The 23191-nt window shown below is 64.1% G+C and carries 22 protein-coding genes; 9 read left to right on the top strand and 13 right to left on the bottom strand.

Annotation, left to right across the window (positions count from 1 at the left end; all coding sequences use genetic code 11):
• Positions 1-47 precede the first annotated feature (47 nt).
• The 6 genes from DKW65_RS14080 to bioB are packed head-to-tail and all read right to left on the bottom strand — an operon-like array spanning position 48 to position 5035.
• Positions 48-308, bottom strand: coding sequence for a helix-turn-helix domain-containing protein (locus DKW65_RS14080; RefSeq protein ID WP_162925883.1), 261 nt, complete (start codon positions 306-308; stop codon positions 48-50).
• A gap of 40 nt (positions 309-348) precedes the next feature.
• Entirely contained in the window at positions 349-1014 is a 666-nt protein-coding gene (gene bioD / locus DKW65_RS14075) for a dethiobiotin synthase (protein ID WP_111658057.1), read from the bottom strand.
• 1 nt (position 1015) lies between these two features.
• The gene (locus tag DKW65_RS14070; RefSeq protein WP_245932522.1) at positions 1016-1837 is read right to left on the bottom strand and encodes a methyltransferase domain-containing protein; all 822 of its coding nucleotides are present in this window, start codon (positions 1835-1837) and stop codon (positions 1016-1018) included.
• 28 nt (positions 1838-1865) lie between these two features.
• The gene (gene bioH, locus DKW65_RS14065; protein ID WP_111658056.1) at positions 1866-2693 is read right to left on the bottom strand and encodes a pimeloyl-ACP methyl ester esterase BioH; all 828 of its coding nucleotides are present in this window, start codon (positions 2691-2693) and stop codon (positions 1866-1868) included.
• Positions 2690-3865, bottom strand: coding sequence for an 8-amino-7-oxononanoate synthase (gene bioF, locus DKW65_RS14060; RefSeq protein WP_111658055.1), 1176 nt, complete (start codon positions 3863-3865; stop codon positions 2690-2692). Before bioF ends, bioH begins: the two co-directional genes overlap by 4 nt.
• A 21-nt stretch (positions 3866-3886) precedes the next feature.
• Entirely contained in the window at positions 3887-5035 is a 1149-nt protein-coding gene (gene bioB / locus DKW65_RS14055; protein WP_111658054.1) for a biotin synthase BioB, read from the bottom strand.
• A 128-nt stretch (positions 5036-5163) separates the two neighbouring features.
• Here bioB and DKW65_RS14050 point away from each other — a divergent pair, with 128 nt between their 5' ends.
• The 7 genes from DKW65_RS14050 to DKW65_RS14020 all read left to right on the top strand — a co-directional run bounded on the left by DKW65_RS14050 (position 5164) and on the right by DKW65_RS14020 (position 10628).
• On the top strand, positions 5164-5853 hold the full coding sequence (locus DKW65_RS14050; protein WP_111658053.1) for a ComFC family protein: 690 nt from the start codon (positions 5164-5166) through the stop codon (positions 5851-5853).
• Positions 5854-5960: 107 nt separating this feature from the next.
• Positions 5961-6497 carry a hypothetical protein gene (locus DKW65_RS14045; RefSeq protein WP_111658052.1) on the top strand — a complete coding sequence of 179 codons (537 nt, stop codon included), beginning with the start codon at positions 5961-5963 and terminating at the stop codon, positions 6495-6497.
• Positions 6498-6531: 34 nt separating this feature from the next.
• Positions 6532-7206 carry a 2-phosphosulfolactate phosphatase gene (locus tag DKW65_RS14040; RefSeq protein ID WP_111658137.1) on the top strand — a complete coding sequence of 225 codons (675 nt, stop codon included), beginning with the start codon at positions 6532-6534 and terminating at the stop codon, positions 7204-7206.
• A gap of 95 nt (positions 7207-7301) precedes the next feature.
• Positions 7302-8546 (top strand): acyl-CoA dehydrogenase family protein, encoded by a 1245-nt coding sequence (locus DKW65_RS14035; RefSeq protein WP_111658051.1) that lies wholly within the window; start codon positions 7302-7304, stop codon positions 8544-8546.
• A 108-nt stretch (positions 8547-8654) separates the two neighbouring features.
• Positions 8655-9362 carry a hypothetical protein gene (locus DKW65_RS14030; protein WP_111658050.1) on the top strand — a complete coding sequence of 236 codons (708 nt, stop codon included), beginning with the start codon at positions 8655-8657 and terminating at the stop codon, positions 9360-9362.
• A 46-nt stretch (positions 9363-9408) separates the two neighbouring features.
• Entirely contained in the window at positions 9409-9744 is a 336-nt protein-coding gene (locus tag DKW65_RS14025) for a 4a-hydroxytetrahydrobiopterin dehydratase (protein ID WP_425451955.1), read from the top strand.
• A 95-nt stretch (positions 9745-9839) separates the two neighbouring features.
• Positions 9840-10628, top strand: coding sequence for a glucosaminidase domain-containing protein (locus tag DKW65_RS14020; protein ID WP_162925882.1), 789 nt, complete (start codon positions 9840-9842; stop codon positions 10626-10628).
• Positions 10629-10634: 6 nt separating this feature from the next.
• Here the strand turns inward: DKW65_RS14020 and DKW65_RS14015 are convergent, their stop codons facing one another.
• Positions 10635-11717, bottom strand: coding sequence for a polysaccharide deacetylase family protein (locus DKW65_RS14015; RefSeq protein WP_111658048.1), 1083 nt, complete (start codon positions 11715-11717; stop codon positions 10635-10637).
• 98 nt (positions 11718-11815) lie between these two features.
• Here DKW65_RS14015 and DKW65_RS14010 point away from each other — a divergent pair, with 98 nt between their 5' ends.
• Positions 11816-12274, top strand: a complete 459-nt coding sequence (locus DKW65_RS14010; RefSeq protein ID WP_111658047.1) for a YiiD C-terminal domain-containing protein — start codon at positions 11816-11818, stop codon at positions 12272-12274.
• Positions 12275-12278: 4 nt separating this feature from the next.
• Complete coding sequence (locus DKW65_RS14005) at positions 12279-12959, top strand: acetoacetate decarboxylase family protein (RefSeq protein ID WP_111658046.1); 681 nt, start codon at positions 12279-12281, stop codon at positions 12957-12959.
• Positions 12960-12973: 14 nt separating this feature from the next.
• On the opposite strand, the gene hemE is transcribed toward DKW65_RS14005, so the two are convergent.
• From hemE to aroK, 6 genes are all read right to left on the bottom strand, one after another.
• Entirely contained in the window at positions 12974-14035 is a 1062-nt protein-coding gene (gene hemE / locus DKW65_RS14000; protein WP_111658135.1) for a uroporphyrinogen decarboxylase, read from the bottom strand.
• A gap of 72 nt (positions 14036-14107) precedes the next feature.
• Positions 14108-15529 (bottom strand): FAD-dependent oxidoreductase, encoded by a 1422-nt coding sequence (locus DKW65_RS13995; RefSeq protein ID WP_111658045.1) that lies wholly within the window; start codon positions 15527-15529, stop codon positions 14108-14110.
• A 20-nt stretch (positions 15530-15549) separates the two neighbouring features.
• Complete coding sequence (gltB, locus tag DKW65_RS13990) at positions 15550-20013, bottom strand: glutamate synthase large subunit (RefSeq protein WP_111658044.1); 4464 nt, start codon at positions 20011-20013, stop codon at positions 15550-15552.
• Between the two features lie 153 nt (positions 20014-20166).
• On the bottom strand, positions 20167-21504 hold the full coding sequence (locus DKW65_RS13985) for an SPOR domain-containing protein (protein WP_162925881.1): 1338 nt from the start codon (positions 21502-21504) through the stop codon (positions 20167-20169).
• Positions 21495-22571 carry a 3-dehydroquinate synthase gene (gene aroB, locus DKW65_RS13980; RefSeq protein ID WP_111658042.1) on the bottom strand — a complete coding sequence of 359 codons (1077 nt, stop codon included), beginning with the start codon at positions 22569-22571 and terminating at the stop codon, positions 21495-21497. Before aroB ends, DKW65_RS13985 begins: the two co-directional genes overlap by 10 nt.
• An 86-nt stretch (positions 22572-22657) precedes the next feature.
• Entirely contained in the window at positions 22658-23188 is a 531-nt protein-coding gene (aroK, locus tag DKW65_RS13975) for a shikimate kinase AroK (RefSeq protein ID WP_111658041.1), read from the bottom strand.
• Between the last annotated feature and the right edge of the window lie 3 nt (positions 23189-23191).

Here is a 23191-nt window from a genome sequence, read left to right as displayed (position 1 = left end):
CGCGCGGCGCGCTTCGAACCAGACCCCCAGCCTGCGCTCAACCGGACTCACGGCAAGACTCCATCCAGCACATCGCTCGTTGGCCAGGTCACCGTGATCTCCAGCCCGACCAACCTTGCCACGTGCAGTGCCAGCCCCAGTCGCACCGTCTCCTTGCCGCGCTCGAGCTCAGAGATAAAGCGGGCGCCCACGCCCGCCGTGTCAGCCAGATCCTGCTGGGTCAGCCTCAGCCCCTTGCGGGCAGCGCGCACCGCCCGGCCGAAGGCCCGGGTGTCTGTCAGTGTTTGCGATACATCGTTCTGAACCATACGCCACCCACTATTACCGATCGGTATTATGACATCGACACTATCTGAGAATGCGCGGCGCGGGCAGCCATTGCTCCAGCGTGGCGATATTGTCATCAAGGGCAGCCATGGTTTGCCCCGGCAGCACGTTGGCCACCCAGGCGGCCAGGCGCAGGCCGCTGGCGCGGATGGCGTCGGCGGTGAGCAGGGCGTGGTTGAGGCAGCCCAGCCGCATGCCGACCACCAGAATCACGGGCAGGTCCAGTTCGACGGCCAGATCAGCCAGGCTTTCGCGGTCGTTCACCGGCACCTTCCAGCCGCCCGCGCCTTCCACCAGGAGCAGGTCCGGGTCCCGCGCGGCGTCGCTGAGCAGGGCGCCGCGCACATAGCCCGCCAGCCGCGCCACATTCATTCGGCGGCCTTCCTGTTGCGCCGCAAGGTGCGGTGCCATGGGGGCCTGCAACAGCACCGGGTTCACCTGGTCGTAGGGCAGCTTGATGCTGGAAGCGGCCATCAGGGCCCGGGCATCCTCGTTGGTCGGTCCGTCATGGGTCCCGCAGGGTGACGGGGCGGGGTCCGCCCCGGCGGCCACTGGCTTCAGGCCGAGCGTGCGTAACCCGGCTGCGCTGGCTTGTTCCAGCAGGCGGCAGGCCACCCAGGTCTTGCCGACTTCGGTGTCGGTGCCGGTAATAAAAAAACGCCCTCGGGGCACGCGCGGGTCTGTCATGTCATTCTCCACGGCGCAGCAGCAGCTGGCCGATCTGCCAGGTCAGGGGTAAGCCTTCCATCGTGCGCTGTTGCTCGTAGGCCTCGACCATGGCCAGCAACCGGCGACGGCCAGTCAGACCGGCAGGCTGGTCGCGGAAGACATGATGGGCGCCCGTGGCACGCAGCATGGTGCCAATGGCGCGCACGTCCGGGTAATGCTGACGCACTTGCCACTGGTGTTGTGTTTCCACCTGCCAGCCGTGGTCGGCGAACGCAGCCTGCCAGGCCACCAGCGCGTGAAACGGATTGACGTGCTGACCCTGGTCCGCCTGCGCCCAGCTGTCGCGCAGTTCCTGCAAGGTGCCGGGCAGCGGCACGCAGAGGGCGAACCAGGCACCGGGACGGCTGACGCGGGTCAACTCGGCGGCCAGAGGGGCCAGGTCACGACACCATTGCAAGGCGAAGGATGAATAGATCAGGTCCAGGCTCTGGTCTGCCAACGGCAGGCGGGTGGCGTCCGCACACACCCCCCGGTACAGGTCGTTCAGCCGCCCGCGCTCAGCCGCCTCTTCCAGCATCGGCAGGGCCAGATCCAGACCCAGCCAGCGAGTGTCAGGAAAGCGCGTTTGCAGGCGCCGGGCCATGGGCGCAGTGCCAGCCCCCAGATCGAGCGCGCGGTGCGCCCGGACGTCATCCGGCAACAGCGCCAGCAGCGCCCGCGCGGCACTGAGTTGCAGCGTGGCATAAGCATCGTAGGTGCGGGCTGCACCACCGAAATGGCGGGCGACCGGGTCGCCAGGCGCAGCGCTGACTATCGGCGCGGGGCGATTCATGCTGCCCATAACGCACGCTCCGCTAACACCGGCGGGTTCATGCCCCGTCCTCCCAGGGCACGATCTCCTGCTCACGATAAAAATCCAGCAGGGCCTGCAGATACAGGTCAGGAGCCGAGATAAAGGGTACGTGGGCCATGTCGGCCAGCAAGGCCCAATCCATCTGCGGATGCAGGGCCTGGATATCCGGGATCACGGCGGCGGGCACCAGGTTGTCGTTCTCGCCAAACAGCATCAGCAGGGGTTGTTTCACCTGAGCCAGGGTGCTGCGCAAATCCGCTTCACGAAGAATGGTCAAGCCACCACGCAGGGCGCGCCCGGCGGGCAGGCCACAGAAATACAGGATGTCCTTCAGGCGCCGCACATCCTCACGCAGCGTGGCGCTGCCCTTGCAGTTGAGTGCGAGAAAACGGATCAGGGTGCCTTCCTGATCCTCTTCAAAGACTTCGGCAAACTTGCCCAGGATCTCCGCTGGCATGGCGGCAGGCCAGTCGTCACTGGCCGTGAAGCGCGGCGTGGTGCCCACCGTGACCAGCGACTGGACACGCTCGGGATGCGCATTGGCCAGAGCGATCCCCACCAGGCCGCCGAGAGACCAGCCCATGACATGCGCTTTTTCCGGCATCACGCTGAGCATCCGGTTGACCAGAAAATCGAGCGTGTACTCGTCATTGGGCAGCGGGCTTTGCCCCATGCCGGGCAGATCAATCACGGTGACACGAAAATGCGCCAGCAGGCCGGGCATGATGTCGTCCCAGACGATCGAATGCAGGCCCCAACCATGCAACAGCACCAGATCCGGCGCCTGCTCAGGGTCCGCTGCGGTGCTGCGATAGATATTGTGGAACGGCTTCAGGGCACTCATGGGGAGGCCTCCGGTATCAGATCACGCGCGTCGGCCAGCGCCGCCAGCAGTCGCTCGACATCTTCGTGCTCATGGGCCGCCGACAGGGTGATGCGCAGTCGCGCAGTGCCCTCCGGCACGGTGGGCGGGCGAATGGCAGAAATCAGGCAGCCGTGCTGACGCAGCCGCTCGCTCAGCGCCAGGGCGGCCGCATCGCTGCCCACCACCAGCGGCTGAATTGCGGTGGCCGAGTCCATCAGTGTATACCCCAGGGCCGCCGCGCCGTGACGAAACTGGTCGATGCGTGCGGCCAGCTTGTCGCGGCGCCAGCTGTCCTGCTGCATCAGCGCCAGGCTGACGCCCGTGGCGGCGGCCACCGCCGGCGGCAGCGCCGTGGTGTAGATATAGGGCCGCGCGAACTGAATCAACGTCTCGATCAGTTCGTCGCTGCCCGCCACAAAGGCCCCGAAAGTCCCGAGCGCCTTGCCCAGGGTGCCCATGTACACCGGGATGCGTCCGGCCACGCCTTGCGCTGCCGGGGTGCCCGCACCGCCCGGCCCGAGCACGCCGAAACCGTGGGCATCGTCCACCATGACCCAGGCGTCGTGCGCCTCGGCGGCATCGCACAGTGCCGCCAGGGGCGCCGCGTCGCCGTCCATGCTGAAGATGCCGTCGGTCACCACCAGACGGCGCCGGGCGGCGCCGCTTTTTTCCAGTTGCGCAGTCAGGCTGGCCGGGTCGTTATGCCGGTAACGGCGAAAACGGGCACCACTGGCGAGCCCGGCATCGATCAGGGAGGCGTGATTCAGGCGATCTTCCAGCACTGCGTCGTGAGCGCCCATGAGCGCGCTGATCACGCCCAGGTTGGCCATGTAGCCGGTGGAAAACAGCAGCGCGCGGGGCTGGCCGATGGCCGCCGCCAGCGCGTCTTCCAAAGCCTGGTGGTGGCGGCTGTGGCCGCACACCAGGTGTGAGGCGCCACTGCCCACGCCGTACTCTGACGCCGCAGCCTGGAGGGCCTCAATCACCGGCGGCGCCGACGCCAGCCCGAGGTAGTCGTTACTGCAAAAGTTCAGCAGGGTGCCATCGCCCAGCCGCGCCTGACGGCCCACGGCCGCTTCCTGGGTCAGACGTTGCCGGTAGCGGTGCTGCGCACGCCGTTCGGCCAGGGCGGGCGCCAGATCAAACGGCATGGCATTCAGTCGAGCGCTGCATCAGGCACTGCGCTTGTTAAGCACAGGCTTGGGCGCGCTCTTGTTCAAGGCATTGTAGAACTGCCCCTGTTCTTCCGCAGCCTGCTCAGCGATTTGCTGTTGCAGCGCGGCTTCGGCCGCTTCATCCGAATAGTCGCCATCCAGGGCCAGCGGGTGAATGCCCAGACGCTTGAACAACTGGCGGTCGTGATCCGCCTCGGGGTTGTCGGTGGTCAACAGGCGCTCGCCGTAGAAAATCGAGTTGGCCCCGGCCATGAAGCACAGCGCCTGGGTCTGGTCGTTCATTTCCTGGCGACCTGCGGACAGACGCACGAAGGATTGCGGCATCAGGATGCGCGCCACCGCAATGGTGCGCACGAATTCGAACGGGTCGAGATCATCGACCTCCGCCAGCGGCGTGCCTTCGATTTTCACCAGCATGTTGATTGGCACGGATTCGGGGTGATGGGGCAAGTTGGCCAGTTGTTGCAACAACCCGACGCGGTCCTGGCGGCCCTCGCCCATACCGACGATTCCGCCACAGCAGATTTTCATGCCGGCATCGCGTACGTGCGCCAGCGTGTTGAGGCGGTCGTCATAGGTCCGCGTGGTGATGACCTTGCCGTAGTATTCCGGCGAGGTATCCAGATTATGGTTGTAGTAGTCGAGCCCGGCGTCGGCCAGCGCGTCGGCCTGCTCCTTGTCGAGCATGCCCAGCGTCATGCAGGTTTCCATGCCCAGCGCCTTGACCTGACGCACCATCTCCAGCACGTAGGGCATGTCCTTGCCGCGCGGGCTGCGCCAGGCAGCGCCCATGCAGAAGCGTGAGGCGCCCTTTTCCTTTGCCTGCTGCGCTTCGGCAATCACCTTCTGCACTTCGAGCAGCTTTTCCTTCTCCAGCTCGGTGTTGTAGTGGCCGGACTGGGAGCAGTACTTGCAGTCTTCCGGGCAAGCGCCGGTCTTGATCGACAGCAGCGTGGATACCTGCACCGCATTGGGATCGAAATGCGCCCGGTGCACGCTGGCCGCCTTGAACAGCAGATCATTGAAGGGCAGGGCAAACAGGGCCTCCACCTCGTCACGGCGCCAGTCATGGCGTGTCGCCTGTCGGTCTGCGCTGACGGCAGATGAGGCGGATGTCGTCGGTGAACTGGCGGTAATGGCGGTCATGGGGCCTGCTCCGGGGCGGTTAATCTGATCGCAGACTAGGTAGCCGCCCGAGACATGTCAACCAGATGAACCTCTCAAAAGTTTACGAATGGACAATTTTTAACCGATCCGCCGCTGGACTGCTTGCCGTGCGCTGCGTGCTGTGCGGCCTCCCGGCAACCGCCGATAGTGCCCTGTGCAGCGGCTGCCAGACGGAAATGCCGCCACTGTCCCGGCCCGGGCATACCCTGTGCCGGTGCGGCCTGCCCTGCCCGGGTACCGCGCCATCGCCAGGCACGTTACCGCCGCTCTGCGGGCGCTGCCTGCACTCACCGCCCCCGTTCGAGCGCCTGCTGGCACCGCTGGCCTATGCCTTCCCGCTGGATCGGGTGATTCTGGGCCACAAGCAGCAACGCCGTCCGCCCATGGAGCGCGCTTTCCTGTGGCTGTGGAACCGGTTGCTGCCGTTGCCCGGCGCCCAGCGTCCGGATCTGCTGGTCCCCGTGCCGCTGCATTGGCGGCGGCTCTGGTGGCGCGGCTTCAATCCGGCCTGGCAACTCGCCCACGCTGCCGGCACCAGGCTGGGCATCCCCGCCCGCCCGGTGCTGGCCCGGCATCGGCCCACGCCCTCGCAGCAAGGGCTGACCGCCGCCGCCCGGCGGCGCAATCTGACCCGGGCGCTACGCATAACGCAGCCCATCGACGGGCTGCATATCGCTTTGATCGACGACGTCGTGACGACCGGAAGCACCGCGCGCGTGGCCAGTCAGGTGCTGCTGGACGGCGGCGCCTCCCGGGTCGAGGTCTGGGCCCTGGCCAGGACCCTGCCCTCGGCCTGACCGGCGTTCTCGTCAGGCCCCTCGCCTCCAGGCCGTGGGGGCAGGCATAATGCCCAGCTGTGAGGGCTGGCACGGAGCCGGCCCGCTGTACCGGGGGTTTGTGAACAATGAAAACAACAATAACCACTATCGCCCTGTTCGCCCTGCTGGGCGTCAGCACCGGCTTGCAGGCCGCCGACCGTTACGAAGGCGTGCACCTGATCCGTGGCACCGTGCTGTCCATTGGCCGCGTGGACCCGAGCGCCAGCGTGGGCACCGGCTTCTTTGTCGATGCCAACTACACCAGCGTGGCACTGAACGCCGGCATCGCCACCAAGAAGTTCGGCGAATCGCCGTTCCGCAGCGGCGGGCCCACCGAAGAAGACGAGCGGGTTTCCGACAAGCGCGTCAACAACGTCTACGCCGGGGTCGGCTTCGGTCGCATCATCCAGTTCCAGGGCGGTTACGGGAACCAGGGTGAGCTGCTGCGCCTGCGCTCGGATTTCAACTTCCGTTCGATCGTTGATTTCCTGAGTCAGCAGAGCACCCCCGCACAGCGCATGACGCTGGCCGACCGGATTACCTTCACCGTCTCGGTGGAGCGCTACAGCGGCAAGGATGATGTGTTCAACAATGCCACCTGGGGTGTCGGACTGCTGTTCTGAGCATGCCGGGTGGCGCGACTGACCGAGGTGCGTGTTGCAGATCGAGATTCACCAGGGGCACTACCCGCCACCCAACCCCGATGGCATCACCGTCATCATTGACGTGATCCGGGCGTTTACCACCAGTCACTTCGCTTTCAAGGGCGGCGTCGAGCGCATCCTGCCGGTGGAAACCGTCGAGGAGGCCTTCCGGCTGCGCGAGCACCACCCGAACGCGCTGCTGGCGGGCGAGGTGAATGCCTTGCCCATCGACGGCTTCGATTTCGGTAACTCTCCCAGGGAGGTGGACCACGCCGCGCTGGCTGGCCGTACCCTGATCATGCGCACCACCAATGGCATGAAGGCCACACTGCATGCCCGGCCCTGTGCCGGGCTGTTTGTGACCGGCCTGGTCAGCGCCCGCGCCACCGCCCGGGCCATCCATGCGCGCAAGCCGTCGAAGGTGGTGCTGGTGGCCTCTCATCCCAGCGGCGATGAAGACGTGGCCTGTGCCGAGTACCTGCGCGGCCTGCTGGGCGGCCCCGGCATTGACGCCGATGCCGCCGAGGCGCGCACTCGCCAGGCCCGCGCCGCCATCAAGTTCATGGACGGGCGCAGCGCCTACCTGCGCGCGGCCGATATCGACATGGCCTCGCGCTGTATGGATACCGGCTTTGCCATGGAGGTCCGTGGTGACGAGCCCCTGACCATACTGCCCTGCCCTATCTGACTGTACGTTCCGGTCATGTGCCTTCACGGGTCGCTGCTGTAGTCTGATGATCAAACGGTTGTTTGATTTTATTGTAGCGTGAAGAGGCGCCTCCCATGATCGAGTGGAATGAACAGCAGCGCATGATCCAGGGCATGGTCCGGGATTTCGTGCAGAAGGAAGTCGTGCCGCATATCGACGACATCGAATACAACGGCGTACCGCCGTACGACATCCTGCGCAAGATGATCAAGACCTTCGGCATGGACGTCATGGCGAAGCAGAACTTCGACAAGCAGATCGCCCGCGAAAAAGCGGCCGCCGCCGGTGAGCCGGTGGAAGAGAAGAAAAAGAAGGATGGCGCGTCCGCCGCTGCCGGTGAGCAGGCCGCCATGACCATGATCCCCATCATCGAGCTGTGCCGCCATGCCCAGGGGCTGGTGACGGCCATGGGCGTGTCCATGGGGCTCACCGGCGGCGCCATCATGAGCAAGGGCACCACCGCGCAGAAGGAGCGCTGGGCCCTGCCGCTGCTGACGCTGGAAAAAGTCGGCGCCTGGGCCATTTCCGAGCCCAATTCCGGCTCGGATGCGTTCGGTCAGATGAAGACGCTGGCCAAGCGCGACGGCGAAGGCGGTTACATCATCAATGGCAGCAAGACCTGGATCACCAACGGTCCCTACGCCGACACCATCGTGCTGATCTGCAAACTGGACGACGAGGGCGTGGCGCCGCAGGACCGCAAGATCGTGTCCTTCATCCTGGACAGCGGCATGCCCGGGCTGGAGCAGTCCAAACCCTTCAAGAAGATGGGCATCGGTTCCTCACCCACCGGTGAGCTGTTCCTCAGCGATGTGCGCGTGGGCGCTGATCGCCTGCTGGGCGGCAGCGAAGACGGCTACGGCCGCTCCGGCGCCAAGGCCACCTTCATGCAGGAACGCGCCGGTGTCGCCGCCATGGCCCTGGGCATGGTGGAGCGCGCTCTGGAGCTGTCGGTGCAGTACGCGAAGGACCGGGTGCAGTTCGGCCGCGCCATTGGCCAGAACCAGCTGATCCAGCTGAAGCTGGCGAAGATGGAAGTGGCGCGCATGAACCTGCAGAACATGGTCTTCCGCTATATCGAAACCGTCGCCTCCGGCAAGCAGATGACCATGGCGGAAGCGTCGGCCATGAAGCTGTATGCCGCCCAGACCGCCATGGAAGTCGCCACGGAAGCCGTGCAGATCCACGGTGGCTACGGTTATATGCGCGAGTCCCGGGTCGAACAGTTGATGCGTGATGCCAAGATCCTGCAGATCTACGCTGGCACCGACGAGATGCAGATCATCGCCATCGCCCGCGACCTGCTGGCCCGCGACTGAGGCCTCTGGCTTGCCTTGCCGCCCGCAACCCGGGGCGGCAAGGCGCTGGCAGCCTTGCCTCAGCGTGGTATGCTTGCCCGGCTAACCAGACAAGTCAGGGTGAGAATAATGAAAACAACCCACACCCCCCTGTGGCTGCTGCTGTGCGCGCTATTGACCGGCTGCCAGACACTTCAGGGCGAACGCGACGGCGACATCTACTACTCTCCCGGCGGGGCCTACGCCATAGATCTGTCCGTAAACACCTTTCGGGGACAGGTCAGCCTGGAGGAAACCTGCACTCCGCACGCCGGGTCCACCACCTTCTGGGATGGCAGCGGGCGCATGTTCCGGGTCGATTACCATCAGGCCGAAGGCAATCCTGAACTGACCGTGCCGCGCTTTGCGTCGGATCTGACGCTGTTCAACCTGGTCCTGAACAACTACCTGCGCGACCGCATTGCACCTGCCCCCATGGTGACCTCCGTCGAGGCCGCCCATCGGGAATTTCTGCAGGATGCCGAACCGCGCTCCCTGTTCGCCATCGTCAGCCTGGATGTGGACGGCAGTCTGGCCCCCTCGGAAAATGCCGTAAGCGGCACCCACTACTACGGTTTCCTGTTGTTCAAGCAGGGGGAACTGATCTATGTGGTGCAGCACCGCCAGCCGGTGATGATGCCGGAGAAGATGAAGGCGGTACTGCTGCGTCTGGCGGATGCCATGGAGATCCCCGGCCGGACCCGCAACGAAACGGATCTGGAGCGGTTGCGACGCGTCCTGGCGCGCATGGCCCCCGGCGGCAAACGGGAGCCCGCCCGCCTGTGCAACGCGGGCTGAGCGGTTACACTGTAGCCAAGGACCCTACCGACACAGGAGAGGTATCATGCCGCTGGCACAGGAAACATGCGAAGCCTGCCGTGCAGACGCGCCGCGCGCCACAGACGCCGAGATCCGCGACTGGCGTCAGGAACTGCCCGAGTGGAAGCTGATCGAAGAGAACGGCGTACAGAAACTGGAGCGTCGCTTCAACTTCAGCAATTTTGTCGAGGCCATGGCCTTCACACAGCAGGTCGCGGACCTGGCAGAGGCCGAAGGCCACCACCCGGCCATCGTCACCGAGTGGGGCCGGGTGACGGTGATCTGGTGGACACACAAGATCCATGGCCTGCATCGCAATGATTTCATCTGCGCCGCGAGGACCGACGCGCTGGCGGGCTGAGGGCCGCGCCCCACCCGGCGCCGCCCCAACGCCATCCACACAACGCACCAACAACGCATCAACAACAACGCACCAACAACAACGAGAGTGCCTGCTTGAAACGCTTGCTGCTGACGCTGTCCGTCCTGCTGGCGCTGGGCCTGATCGCCCTCGCGCCCACCCTGATCCTGCATTGCCAGATTCAGCTGGATTACCAGCCGGAACCCGAGGAACCGCCTATCTGGCCTATTCCGGACGACGAGACCGCTGCGCGCAAGGCGGTGTTCATCAATATGCTTTTACCCGTCGTTCAGGCACGCAACCGCGAGCTGCTGGCCGAGCGGGAGCAGGCTCAGGCGTTACGCGGACGTATCGCAGACGGTACGCTGACCGAGGCCGAACTGGGCTGGTTGCAGGCCCGTGCCACGGAATACCGACTGGAAGCCCCGGACCACCTGGATGACATGAGCGAAGCCTGGCTGGACACCTTGCTACGCCGTCTCGACATCGTGCCCGCGGATCTGGCGCTGGCCCAGGGCGCGCTGGAATCCGCCTGGGGCACCTCGCGCTTTGCCGAGGAGGCCAACAACCTTTTCGGCCAGTGGTGCTTCCGCCCCGGCTGCGGCGTGGTGCCCGCCAGGCGGCCGCTGGGCGCGCGCTATGAAGTGCAAAAATTCGCCACCGTGGAGGATGCGGTGGCCAGCTATATGCGCAACCTGAATACCCACCCGACCTACCGCGAGTTGCGCCTGCTGCGCGAGCGCCAGCGACAAGAGGGGCTGAAGCCGAGCGGACGCACGCTGGCGGCAGGCCTGGGCGGTTACGCGGAAATCGGCGACACCTATATCCGCCACATCCGTTCCGTTATCCGCGCCAACGATCTGGAAGCCTTCAGCGATATCTGAGCGCGCTCATTCGCTGTACCAGCCCCCGCTGTCACGGCGCATCCACAGGTGCGAATACCAGTAGAAGCGACCCTCTCCCGCACTGGCGGTGCAGTTTATCAGGCTGCGCCCTGGCATCAGGTCCCGCGCGGGCTTCACCTGTACCCGGTCCTGCTCCTCACCCCGCGTCCAGTCCAGCTCTGCAGGCGCCCCACGGGCAAAGCAGTTCAGCCCGCGCCGGTGCCATCCTGCCGGCAAGGTCAGCGTAAACGCCGGTCGAGCCTCATCCGTGATGCCGCTCTCCGGCGTGATCCCGCGCGCTGGCATGGGCAGTGCGCGCACCTTGTCACCCAGGCCGTTCCAGTCGGCAAACTGCCGGTTCACCGGGATACGCGGCACATCAAGCCAGTCGACGTTACCGTCCAGTGCACCACTTCGCTGGGCAAACCCCTTGTAGCCCATGTCGGCCAGCAGAGCTCGCACGGCCGGGTCATGCTCACCGTAAGGGTAGGCAAAGAATTTCGGCAGGGACGCCCCGGTCCATTCCTCAAGCAGTGCCTGAGCCCGTTCGATGTCGCCGCGCAAACGCGCTCGCCAGGCGCGTGCCGACTCACGGTCCTGGCGGCGCACCATGTGCAGATGGGTATGACTGTGGTTGACCACCAGATGCCCGCGTTCATGCAGTTCCTTCACCTGAGCCACGCTCATCATCGGGCGGCGGCGCTCCAGCACCGGCGCTGTCGCCACGAAGACCGTAGCCGACCAGCCGCGCGCTTCAAGCATCGGAATGGCGTTGTCGATGATGCTGACATAGGCATCATCGAAGGTGATGCTGGCCAGCTTTTCCCGGGGGTCAGCACCATCACGGACACGCTCGACCAGCTCGTCCAGACGCACAACCTCGAAGCCTTCCTTATCAAGACGGTCAAGATGCTCCCGGAACTGATCCGGGGTCACGGAGGTTGCTGCCGGGGTCTGTTCGCTGACATGGTGATACAGCAGGATAACCGCCGCCTGCGCCGGACGCGGCAGGGTCAGCGCGAGTGACAATGTCAGCGCCAGGGCCAGCACCAGCAGACTCGCCAGCCTCAGTTTGATGGTTTGCATCATGCACCTGTCAGTTTCGGTTAGTGTGGCCTGCAGTGGCCGGGTGCTAGCATCCTGTGCACACCCGAAACCCGAGCAGCATAATCAGTCTGGAGCCTGCCATGTCCCTGAGCAAGGAACAACTCGACACCATCAAGACGGCGGCCTCCACGCCGTTTCCGTTTGCCACCCGCTGCGGTTCCACGGTGGAGGAACTGGAACGTGGCTACTGCCGGATGCGCATGCCGTTCGAGCCCAACGTCAATCACGTGGGCACCATGTACGCCGGTGCGCTGTTTACGCTGGCCGAACTCCCGGGCGGCGTGATCTTCCTGTCCAGCTTTGACACCCGCCACTACTACCCGATCGTCAAGGACATGCAGATCCGCTTCCGGCGCCCGGCGAAAACCGACATTACCGTGGAGGTGCGTATCAGTGAGGAAGAGGTCCAGCGCATCCAGGCCGAAGCCGACGCCAATGGCAAGGCGGATTATGAATGGGAGTGCGAGTTGAAAGACGCCAGTGGTGAGGTCGTGGCGATCTCTCGCAACCTGTATCAACTGCGCAAGATCGGCATGTAAACCGATGACTGACTATCACCCCGCCCCACCACCGTGGACCCTGACCGGACGCGCCTACGCGATCCCTTTGCGCCTGCCCGATACCCAGCGTATCGCGCAGTCCGGTGTGCCCGAAACGCTGGGCACGCCACGCGGGCGCTACAGCGTAATGATGTTCGTGGATTACAGTGATTCCGACGTAGGGCCCTATCACGAATTGCTGTTCATTCCCGGCACCTATGACCTGGGCCCGGATGATAGCGGTCGCCGTGAGCGCCATCGTTCTATCGGTCGTATCTATGTGTCCAGCCACGACAGCGTCATCAACGGTCGCCTCAACTGGGGCATCCCGAAAGATCAGGCGGAGTTCAGCGTCGAGCAGGCGGGGCGTGTGGAACACATCAGCGTGGCGCGCGAAGGCAAGGTCTTCTGTCGACTGACGCTGAAGCGTGGCCGACTGGGTGTGCCACTACCCGGCGGCCTGATCCCGGCCCGGCTGCGGACGCTGGGTCAGGTGCGTGACGGCAAGCGGTTCCTCTACACTCCCGGCGCCAGTGGTCGGCTGGGCCTGGGGACACTGCTGGATGGCTGGGCCGATGGCGAACACTTCCCCGAGATTCAGGCAGGCAAAGCGCTCACCGGCGGTTACCTGTCATCGTTCCGGATGACGTTCCCGCTGGCGCGGATCAGCGACTGGCCCACCTGAGCGACGCGACGGGCTCAGCGGGTGCTGAGCTCGTTGACGGCTTCGATGAAGGCCCCGGCATGGGCCGGGTCTACCTGTGGCGTAATGCCATGACCCAGATTGAAGATGTGGCCATTGTGCGGTCCGAAGTCATCCAGAATACGCTGCACTTCTGCACGAATGGCAGCGGGTGAGGCGTAGAGTACGGCCGGGTCCATATTGCCCTGCAACGCCACCCGATCACCGACACGACGACGTGCATCGCCAATATTGATGGTCCAGTCCACGCCGACGCCGTCACAGCCGCTGGCGGCGATGTCTTCAAGCCACAAACCGCCATTCTTGGTGAACAGGATAACCGGCACCTTGCGACCGTCGTGCTCGCGAATCAGGCCATCCACAATTTGCTGCATATAACGCAGGGAAAACACCTTGTAGGCTTCTGCCGACAGGGCACCGCCCCAGGTATCGAAAATCTGTACCGCCTGGGCGCCACTGCGAATCTGCGCATTCAGGTAATCCGTGACGCTGCGCGCCAGCTTGTCCAGCAACTGATGCGCCAGCTCGGGCTGGCTGTAGACCATCGCCTTGAGGTGGCGAAAATCTTTCGACGAACCGCCTTCGACCATATAGGTGGCCAACGTCCAGGGGCTGCCGGAAAAGCCGATCAACGGCACCTGGCCATTCAGCTCGCGGCGAATGGTGCTGACCGCACGCATCACGTAATCCAGATCACGCTCGGCATCCGGCACCGGCAATGCGGCGACATCGGCTTCGGTGCGCACGGTCTTGCGGAAACGCGGACCTTCGCCGGCCTCGAAGTACAGCCCCAGCCCCATGGCATCGGGAATGGTCAGGATGTCAGAAAACAGGATGGCCGCGTCCAGGGCGTAACGGCGCAGCGGCTGCAGCGTGACTTCGCAGGCCAGCTCCGCATTCATGCACAGATCCATGAACGAGCCCGCCTGCTCGCGCGTGGCGCGGTATTCCGGTAGATAGCGCCCGGCCTGGCGCATCATCCATACCGGCGTACGGTCCACAGGCTGGCGCATCAGCGCGCGCAGAAAACGGTCGTTCTTCAGTGCAGGAAAGCTCATCATCGTGCCTCAAGTGCAAAACGGGCCTGCATGGCAGGCCCGTGAATCAGGATCATCGGTGACGCCGGTCTCTCAGACGTCCAGGTAGTCGAGAATGCCCTTGGCAGCTTCGCGGCCTTCCCAGATGGCGGTGACGACCAGGTCCGAACCGCGCACCATGTCACCCCCGGCAAAAATCTTCGCATTGCTGGTCTGGAACGGGAAGGCTTGCTCTTCGAGGGCCACCACACGACCGGAATCGTCCATGCTGATCTGCTTGCCTTCGAACCAGTCCGCCGGGCTGGGGCGGAAACCGAACGCGATGATCACGGCGTCCGCGGGCAGCACTTCCTCGGAACCCGGAATCGGTTCCGGACGGCGACGGCCATTGGCATCCGGCTCACCCATGCGGGTTTCCACCACTTTCACACCGGCCACCTTGCCCCCTTCGCCGACAATTTCGATCGGCTGCCGGTTGAACAGGAACTGCACGCCCTCTTCCTTGGCATTGGCCACTTCACGGCGTGAGCCGGGCATGTTTTCTTCATCGCGACGATAGGCGCAGGTCACGCTGGCCGCACCCTGGCGAATGGAGGTGCGGTTGCAGTCCATCGCGGTATCACCGCCACCCAGCACCACCACACGCTTGCCAGCCATGTCGATGAAATCCGCCGCGTCTTTTTCAAAGCCGAGGTTGCGGTTCACATTCGAGATCAGGAACGGCAGCGCGTCGTGCACGCCCTCCAGCTCCTCACCGGGGAACCCGCCTTTCATGTAGGTATAGGTGCCCATACCCATGAAGACGGCGTCGTATTCTTCCAGCAGCTCGTCGATGGTGATGTCCTTGCCCACCTCGGTGTTCAGGCGGAACTCGATACCCATGCCCTCGAACACTTCACGGCGCTTGGCCATGACCGGCTTTTCCAGCTTGAACTCGGGAATGCCGAAGGTCAGCAGGCCACCGATTTCCGGATAGCGGTCGAACACCACCGGCTTGACGCCATTACGCACCAGCACGTCAGCACAACCGATACCGGCCGGGCCGGCACCGATCACCGCCACTTTCTTGTCGGTCCATACCACCTTGGACATGTCCGGCCGCCAGCCCATGGCGAGCGCCGTGTCGGTAATATACTTCTCGGTCGCGCCGATGGTGACGGCGCCAAAGCCATCATTCAGCGTGCAGGCGCCTTCGCACAGACGATCCTGCGGGCACACCCGGCCGCAGACTTCCGGCAACGAGTTGGTCTGGTGGCTGAGCTCCACGGCTTCCATCAGGTTGCCTTCGGAAATCAGCTTCAACCAGTTCGGAATATAGTTATGAACCGGGCATTTCCATTCGCAATAGGGGTTGCCGCACTCCAGGCAACGGTGTGCCTGGTGCTCGACCTCACGCACTTCGTACGGGTAATAGATTTCCTCGTACTTGACGCGACGGTCCTCCGCCGGCTTCTTCTTCGGGTCCTGACGCGGAACATCGAGGAACTGGAAGCTGTTGTTCAGACGCTCAGCCATTGTCTACCTCTCACTGTCGATCAGGCCGGGTTGGCACGGGTGCTCTTGAGCAGGTTCTCAAGGCTTGCGGCCTTCGGCTTGACCAGCCAGAACTTGCGGCTCATGGCATCGAAGTTGTCGAGAATATAGTGACCCCATTCGCTGCCGGTCTCTTCCACATACTCGCGCAGCACGCTGCGCAGATGGCTGCGGTGTGCCTCGGTGGCTTCGGTGCTGATCCGGTGCAGCTCGATCAGCTCCGGGTTGATGCGATCGAAGAACTGGTTGTTCTGATCCAGCACATAGGCGAAGCCGCCGGTCATCCCGGCACCGAAGTTGTAGCCGGTATCGCCCAGCACGGTGATGCAACCGCCAGTCATGTATTCGCAGCAGTGATCGCCCGCGCCTTCCACCACCGCGTGCGCACCGGAGTTACGCACCCCGAAACGCTCACCGGCACGACCGGCCGCAAACAGCTTGCCGCCGGTGGCGCCGTAGAGGCAGGTGTTACCAATGATCGAGGTATCCTGGCTCTTGAACGGACTGCCTTTCGGCGGACGGATCACCAGCTTGCCTGCGGCCATGCCCTTGCCGACATAGTCGTTGGCATCGCCTTCGATATACATGTGCAGGCCACCGGCGTTGAACACGCCGAAGCTCTGCCCCGCCGTACCGACGAAGCGCACCCGAATCGGCGCGTTCTCCATGTCCAGATTGCCGTAGCGACGGGCAATCTCACCGGAAATCCGCGCACCAATGGAGCGATTGCAGTTGGTGATGTCGTAATGGAACGACCCCCCGCTGCGGTTTTCGATGGCGGGCAGCATATCCGCCACCATCTGCTCCGCCAGCTCGCCCTTGTCGAACGGCTCGTTGCGGCGCACCTGGCAATACTGCGGCTTGTCTGCGGGCACATTGTCGTTGCGCAACATGGGCAGCAGATCCAGCTTCTTCTGCCGGGCCGTCTTGCCCTCCAGCATGGCGAGCAGGTCCGTGCGACCAATCAGTTCGGCCAGCGACTTCACGCCCAGCTGAGCCAGCAGTTCACGCACTTCCGTGGCCACGAAAGTGAAGTAGTGAATCAGCATTTCCGGCGCACCGATGAAGTGCTCCTTGCGCAGGTCTTCACGCTGGGTGGCGACGCCGGTGGCGCAGTTGTTCAGGTGACAGATACGCAGGTATTTGCAGCCCAGCACCACCATAGGCACCGTGCCGAAACCGAAAGACTCAGCGCCGAGAATCGCCGCCTTCACCACATCCAGACCGGTCTTCAGACCGCCGTCGGTCTGCAGGCGAATCTTGTCGCGCAGGTCGTTGCTGCGCAGCGCCTGGTGCGCCTCGGACAAACCGAGTTCCCACGGGGAGCCGGCATAACGGATCGACGTGAGCGGGCTGGCCGCGGTACCGCCGTCGTAGCCGGAAATGGTAATCAGGTCGGCATAGGCCTTCGCCACGCCAGCGGCGATGGTACCCACGCCCGGCTCCGATACCAGCTTCACCGACACCTGCGCTTCCGGATTGACCTGCTTGAGGTCAAAGATCAGCTGCGCCAGATCTTCGATGGAATAGATATCATGGTGCGGCGGCGGCGAAATCAGGGTCACGCCGGGCACGGAGTGGCGCAGGCGCGCGATCAGCTCGTTCACCTTGCCGCCGGGCAGCTGCCCCCCTTCGCCGGGCTTGGCGCCCTGGGCCACCTTGATCTGCAGGACCTCGGCATTGACCAGATAATGCGGTGTCACGCCGAAACGGCCGGACGCGATCTGCTTGATCTTGGACACACGCTCGGTGCCGTAACGGGCCGGGTCTTCGCCGCCCTCGCCGGAGTTCGAGCGCCCGCCCAGCCGGTTCATCGCGGTGGCGATGGCTTCATGGGCTTCCGGCGACAACGCGCCGAGGGACATGCCCGCCGAATCGAAGCGCGGCAGGATCTTCTCGATCGGCTCGACCTCATCAATGCTGATGCGGTCGACGTCATCACGCAGGGCCAGCAGATCACGCAGCGTGGCCACCGGGCGATCATTCACCAGCGCGGCGTACTTTTTATACGCCTCATAGTCACCGCTGTTCACGGCATCATGCAGGGTGTGTATCACATCCGGGTTGAAGGCGTGATATTCCTTGCCGTAGATAAACTTCAGCACGCCACCGGCATCAATCGGCTTGCGCTGCTTCCAGGCGTCTACCGAGAGCAGGCGGAAGTCTTCTTCAAAATCACTGAAGTCCGCACCGCCGATACGGCTGGCGACACCCCGGAAGCACAGGTCCACGACTTCCCGGCCTACGCCGACGGCTTCAAACAACTGCGCGCCGCGATAGGAGGCGATGGTCGAAATACCCATCTTGGACAGGATCTTCAGCAGGCCCTTGTTGATGCCCTTGCGGAAATTCTTCTGCAGCTCCACCGCATCGCCCAGCAGTTCGCCGGAGCCGACCATGTCGGCGATCACGTCGTAGGCCAGGTACGGATAGACGGCTGTCGCACCGAAACCGAACAGCACGGCAAAATGGTGCGGATCGCGAGTGGTAGCGGTTTCAACAATGATGTTGGCATCACAACGCAGACCACGCTCGGTCAGGTGATGATGCACCGCCGCCGTCGCCATGGCGGCATGTATGGTGTACTGGCCCTGCTGGATACCGTAGTCAGACAGCACCATCAGCACCTTGCCCGCACGCACCGCCGCCTCTGCCTTGTCGCACAGTGCTTCGATGGCCTGCTTCAGACCCGTCTCGGGCGCGTAATGCAGCGACAGGCGCTCATGGGCATAGCCAGGGCGCTCGATCTTCAGCAGATTGGCGAACTTGGAATGCGACAGGATCGGCGTCGACAGGATGGCCCGATCTGCATGCGCCGCATCTTCCTCGAACACGTTCCGCTCGGCACCCACGCAGGTTTCCAGCGACATCACGATCGCTTCGCGCAGCGGGTCGATCGGCGGATTGGTCACCTGGGCGAACTGCTGACGGAAATAGTCGTACACCGGGCGCACGCGCGTCGACAATACGGCCATGGGCGTATCGTCACCCATGGAACCGACGGCTTCCTGGCCGGCTTCCGCCAGCGGGCGCAGCACCTGATCGCGCTCTTCGAAGGTCACCTGGAACAGTTTCTGATAGGCCAGCAGCTCGCTTTGCTGGACCTCGTCGATGCGCTCCACCTCGGTGTCATAATCCGCTTCGATGCGCAGGCCTTTTTCTTTCAGCCACTGGCGGTAAGGTTGACGCACCTTGAGCTTGTCGTCGATCTCGTTGGTGTGCAGCAATTCGCCGGTTTCAGTATCCACCGCCAGGATCTGGCCCGGTCCGACACGGCCCTTCGCGACGACGTCTTCGGCCGCATAGCCGTACACACCGATCTCCGACGACACGGTGATGAAGCCGTTGTTGGTGATGACCCAGCGCGACGGACGCAGGCCATTGCGATCCAGCATACACACGGCATAACGACCGTCGGTCAGCACCAGGCCAGCAGGACCGTCCCACGGCTCCATGTGCATGGAGTTGTATTCGTAGAAGGCGCGCAGATCCGCATCCATGGTCTCCACGTTCTGCCAGGCAGGCGGCACCATCATGCGCACCGCACGGAACAGGTCCATGCCGCCAGCCAGCAGGATCTCGAGCATGTTGTCCATGCTTGAGGAGTCGGAGCCGGTACGATTGACCAGCGGCTTGAGCTCGTCCAGGCCCGGCAACAGGTCGTTGGCGAACTTCGGCGTCCGCGCCACGGACCAGTTGCGGTTGCCCTGGATGGTGTTGATCTCGCCGTTGTGTGCCAGATAGCGGAACGGCTGCGCCAGCGGCCAGCGCGGCATCGTGTTGGTGGAAAAACGCTGATGGAAGATCACGATCGCCGTTTCCATCGCCTCGTCACCCAGATCCGGGTAAAAGGCGGGCAGGTCCACCGGCATCATCAGGCCTTTATAGGACACGACGGTGGACGACAGCGAGCAGACATAGAAATGCTCGTCAGCGCCAATGCGCTGCTCGGCGTGGCGACGGGCAAAGAACAGGCGACGGTTCAGCTCGAGATCAGACAGGCCGTCGACACCGACCAGCACCTGGGCAAAGCCGGGCAGACTCTGCAGGGCAATCGGACCCAGGCAGTCCGGATCGGTGGGCACGTCACGCCAGCCCAGCACGGCAACATCCTGACGCACCAGTTCTTCTTCCACGATCTGACGCTGCTCGGCGGCACGCGCAGCATCCGGGCTCAGGAACAGCATGCCGACGCCATAGCTGTCGGTCAGCGTGATGCCCAGATCGGCCGCCGCCTTGCGAAAGAAGGAATCAGGTTTCTTCAGCAACAGACCACAGCCGTCACCGGTTTTGCCATCAGCGTTGATGCCGCCCCGGTGAGTCATGCATGTCAGTGCTTCGATTGCGGTCTGCAGGAGCTCATGGCTGGCCTGGCCCTCAGTATGGGCGATCAGACCAAAGCCGCAGTTGTCCCGGAATTCTCCGGGCTCATAGAGACCCCGCACCAGCGTTGAATTCTGCTGCATCAAAACCTTTCCTCTTGAAAATTCAGAGACTTAGACGAAGGCGATCTGCGACCGGCAAAACGGCGACGGCGAAAAGGGCGATCATTTTACACACTGGACCCATGACCGACAAATAGCGCTTGGCGTGAAGGGTGGGCTTGCCCGGGACGGACCTCAGTCCGCCCGGTCACCCAGTTCGTCGCGAATCGCCCCTATCTGGCGCGGAAAGGGCCCTGCCGAGGCCAGATCAGACGGCAGATCAGCACGGCCCGCCGCAGCCTGTTCACGACTGGCATAGGGGCCAGCCAGGACGATGAAGACATTACGCTCATTGCGGCGCGCGCGATAGTAGGCACTGCGCTCGGTTCCGAGCCTGTCTGCCAGGGCCCGGGCGGAATCCTCGGTCGTGGCCAGCGTCACCTGCAACATCCACTGGTCGCGCGGCGCCGTCAGCAACCACTCCTCACGGCGATACCCCAGTTCGGCGTCCATACCGGACATGGCCGGGGCCGTGTCCGCCCGCACCACCGGCGGCGTGGCGGGCGACGGCTCGGGCGGCGGCGCTGGCTCGGGTTCTGGCTGCGGCTCAGGCTGGCGTGGCGGAGGTTCAGGCTCGGGCTCGGGCTCGGGTTCAGGCTGCGGCCGGGGACGCGGAGCCGGCTCCGGCTCGCGCTCGGGTTCCGGCGCCTGCTGCCGGGCAGGGGCGCGCACGGGCGGCTCGTCCGGCGCCGCCGTAACGGTTTCCGGCACAGGCCGTGCCGGCAATGTCAGGGGCACATCCTGCTCAGCCGCACGATCCCGGGGCCAGAGGATCACGACCACCAGAATCAGGCCACCGACCGCCGCCACGTGCCGCCAGGGCAGGGCGAATCCGGTCAGCAGGCCCGGTTTCAGCGTTGGCGGGGGCAAGGCCTCCATGAGGGCGCCCGGCCATACACCGTCATCGGCACACAGGGCGTCCAGTTCATCATCATCGAGCGCGACCGCCGTGACGTCGTCCAGAAACAGCGCAGCCTCGTCCCGGTCCAGCGGCGCCAGCGCCACATCGTCGGACACGGACAACCCCGCCTCAGCGAGCATCGACGGCAGTTCCGGGGTGCCGCCCAGCAGTACGGCAAATCCGGCGCCAAGCCGCTGGCGCAGCGCGGCGAGTGTCGTCAGGGCTTCCTCGCCGAGCTGATCTGCCTCGTCGATAATCAATACCAGCGGCTCACTGGCCAGTGCACGCTCCAGCGCCGCCGCGAACTCCTCCTTGCTGACACCGAAATGCAGAAGCAGCGCCGATAACAGGGCGTTGCGTGATGGCGTCTGACTACCATCGATCCGGACCACCGCTGCGGCATCCACAAGACGCATGGCCGCCTCCCCCAGCAGGGTGGAAACACCGGCACCCGGGGGGCCATACACTGCGGCCAGGCCGCCACGCAGCCCCGCATCACACAGCACATCCAGCGCGTCGCCGCGACCGGCGCCGCTGAAAAAGATCATTTCGTCGTCTGCGCTCAGTGACACATCGTCTCCAACAGGCGCTTCAGTGTCGCCTGATCAAAATCCGCCGTAACCACGGCCTGCCCGATGGCCTTGAGCAGCACCAGCCTCAGGGTGCCGTCATGCACCTTCTTGTCCAGCGCCATCAGCGCGGTGAAGTCGTCGGGCGCCATACCCTGCGGTGGCGCCACCGGCAGGCCCGCCAGACGCAACAACTGATCCAGCTCAGTGACCGCTGCCCGGGGCAACCATCCCAGCTCCGCCGACAGGCGCGCTGCCATCATCATGCCTGCGCCGACCGCTTCGCCGTGCAGCCACTCACTGTAGCCGGTCCAGGTCTCGATCGCATGACCGAAGGTATGCCCCAGATTGAGCAGCGCCCGATTGCCCTGCTCGGTTTCGTCTTCCGCCACCACCTCGGCCTTGTTCCGGCAACTGACCAGAATGGCCTCCGCCAGCAGCGCTGGATCCCGCGCTGTCAGGCCGTGCATGTTTTCCAGCAACCACTGGTAGAAGGCAGCGTCGCGAATCAGCCCGTACTTGATGACCTCCGCCAGCCCGGCGCTCAGCTCCCGCTCCGGCAGCGTACCCAGCACCTGCGTATCAATCACCACCGCCCTGGGCTGATGAAAGGCACCGATCATGTTCTTGCCGCGCGGGTGATTGACCGCCGTCTTGCCACCCACAGAGGAATCCACCTGGGCCAGCAACGTCGTGGGCACCTGGATAAAATCGACGCCGCGCTGATAACAGGCCGCCGCAAAGCCCACCATATCGCCCACCACGCCACCGCCCAGGGCCACCAGCGTGGTGGTGCGGCTGTGGCGTTGCGCCATCAGGGTATCGAAGATGGTTTCCAGGGTAGCCAGATTCTTGTGCTGCTCACCGTCGGGCAACACCAGGGTATCGCAACGCAAGCCGTCCAGGCCGTCGAGCACCCGCTGGAGATAGAGCGGCGCGACGGTCTCGTTCGTCACCACCAGCACCTGGCTCGCGCGCACATGCTTGCGTAACAGAGCCGTGTCGAGCAGACCCTCACCGATATAGATGGGGTAACTGCGCGCACCAAGCGCTACATCCAGGGTCTGCATAGGGTCTCCGGTGATGTGTCAGCGATCAGACGCCATTATCCACGGCCCCGCCCCCGGCGGACAACCGCTTCAGGCAGACAGCCACGTCAGACGGACAATGGCTGTTCCAGGAGTTGCAGGATCTGCTCGGCAATACGGCGCAGATTGCCCGAGGCCGTAGGCACGATATGGTGGGCCGCCTCACGATACAGCGGATCACGCACAGCCATCAGCTCCGACAGCACCCGCTCAGGGTCCGCTGTCTGCAGCAGGGGGCGGTTGCGGTCATGCCGCGTCCGTGCCAGCTGCACATCCACCGGGGTGTACAGGTAGAAAACGCGGCCGCGGGAATGCAGGGCCTGGCGATTCGGCGCACGCAGTATGGCGCCGCCACCCGTGGCGAGCACGATATCGGAAAGCTGGGTCAGTTCATCGATGATGTCTTGTTCACGGTTCCGGAAACCCTCCTCCCCCTCCATATCGAAAATCCAGGGAATATCGGCACCGGTGCGATCAACGATCACCTTGTCGGAATCATGGAAAGGCCGACCCAGCTGCTGCCCGAGGTAGCGCCCCAGGGTGCTTTTGCCTGCACCCATGGGGCCAATCAGAAAAACGGAGGGCAGTGCCGGGTCCATGCC

Origin of the sequence: Isoalcanivorax indicus (assembly GCF_003259185.1) — a bacterium.
Lineage (GTDB): Bacteria > Pseudomonadota > Gammaproteobacteria > Pseudomonadales > Alcanivoracaceae > Isoalcanivorax > Isoalcanivorax indicus.
The sequence above is the reverse complement of the archived record's forward strand: the minus strand, read 5'-3'. Positions and strand labels throughout refer to the sequence as shown.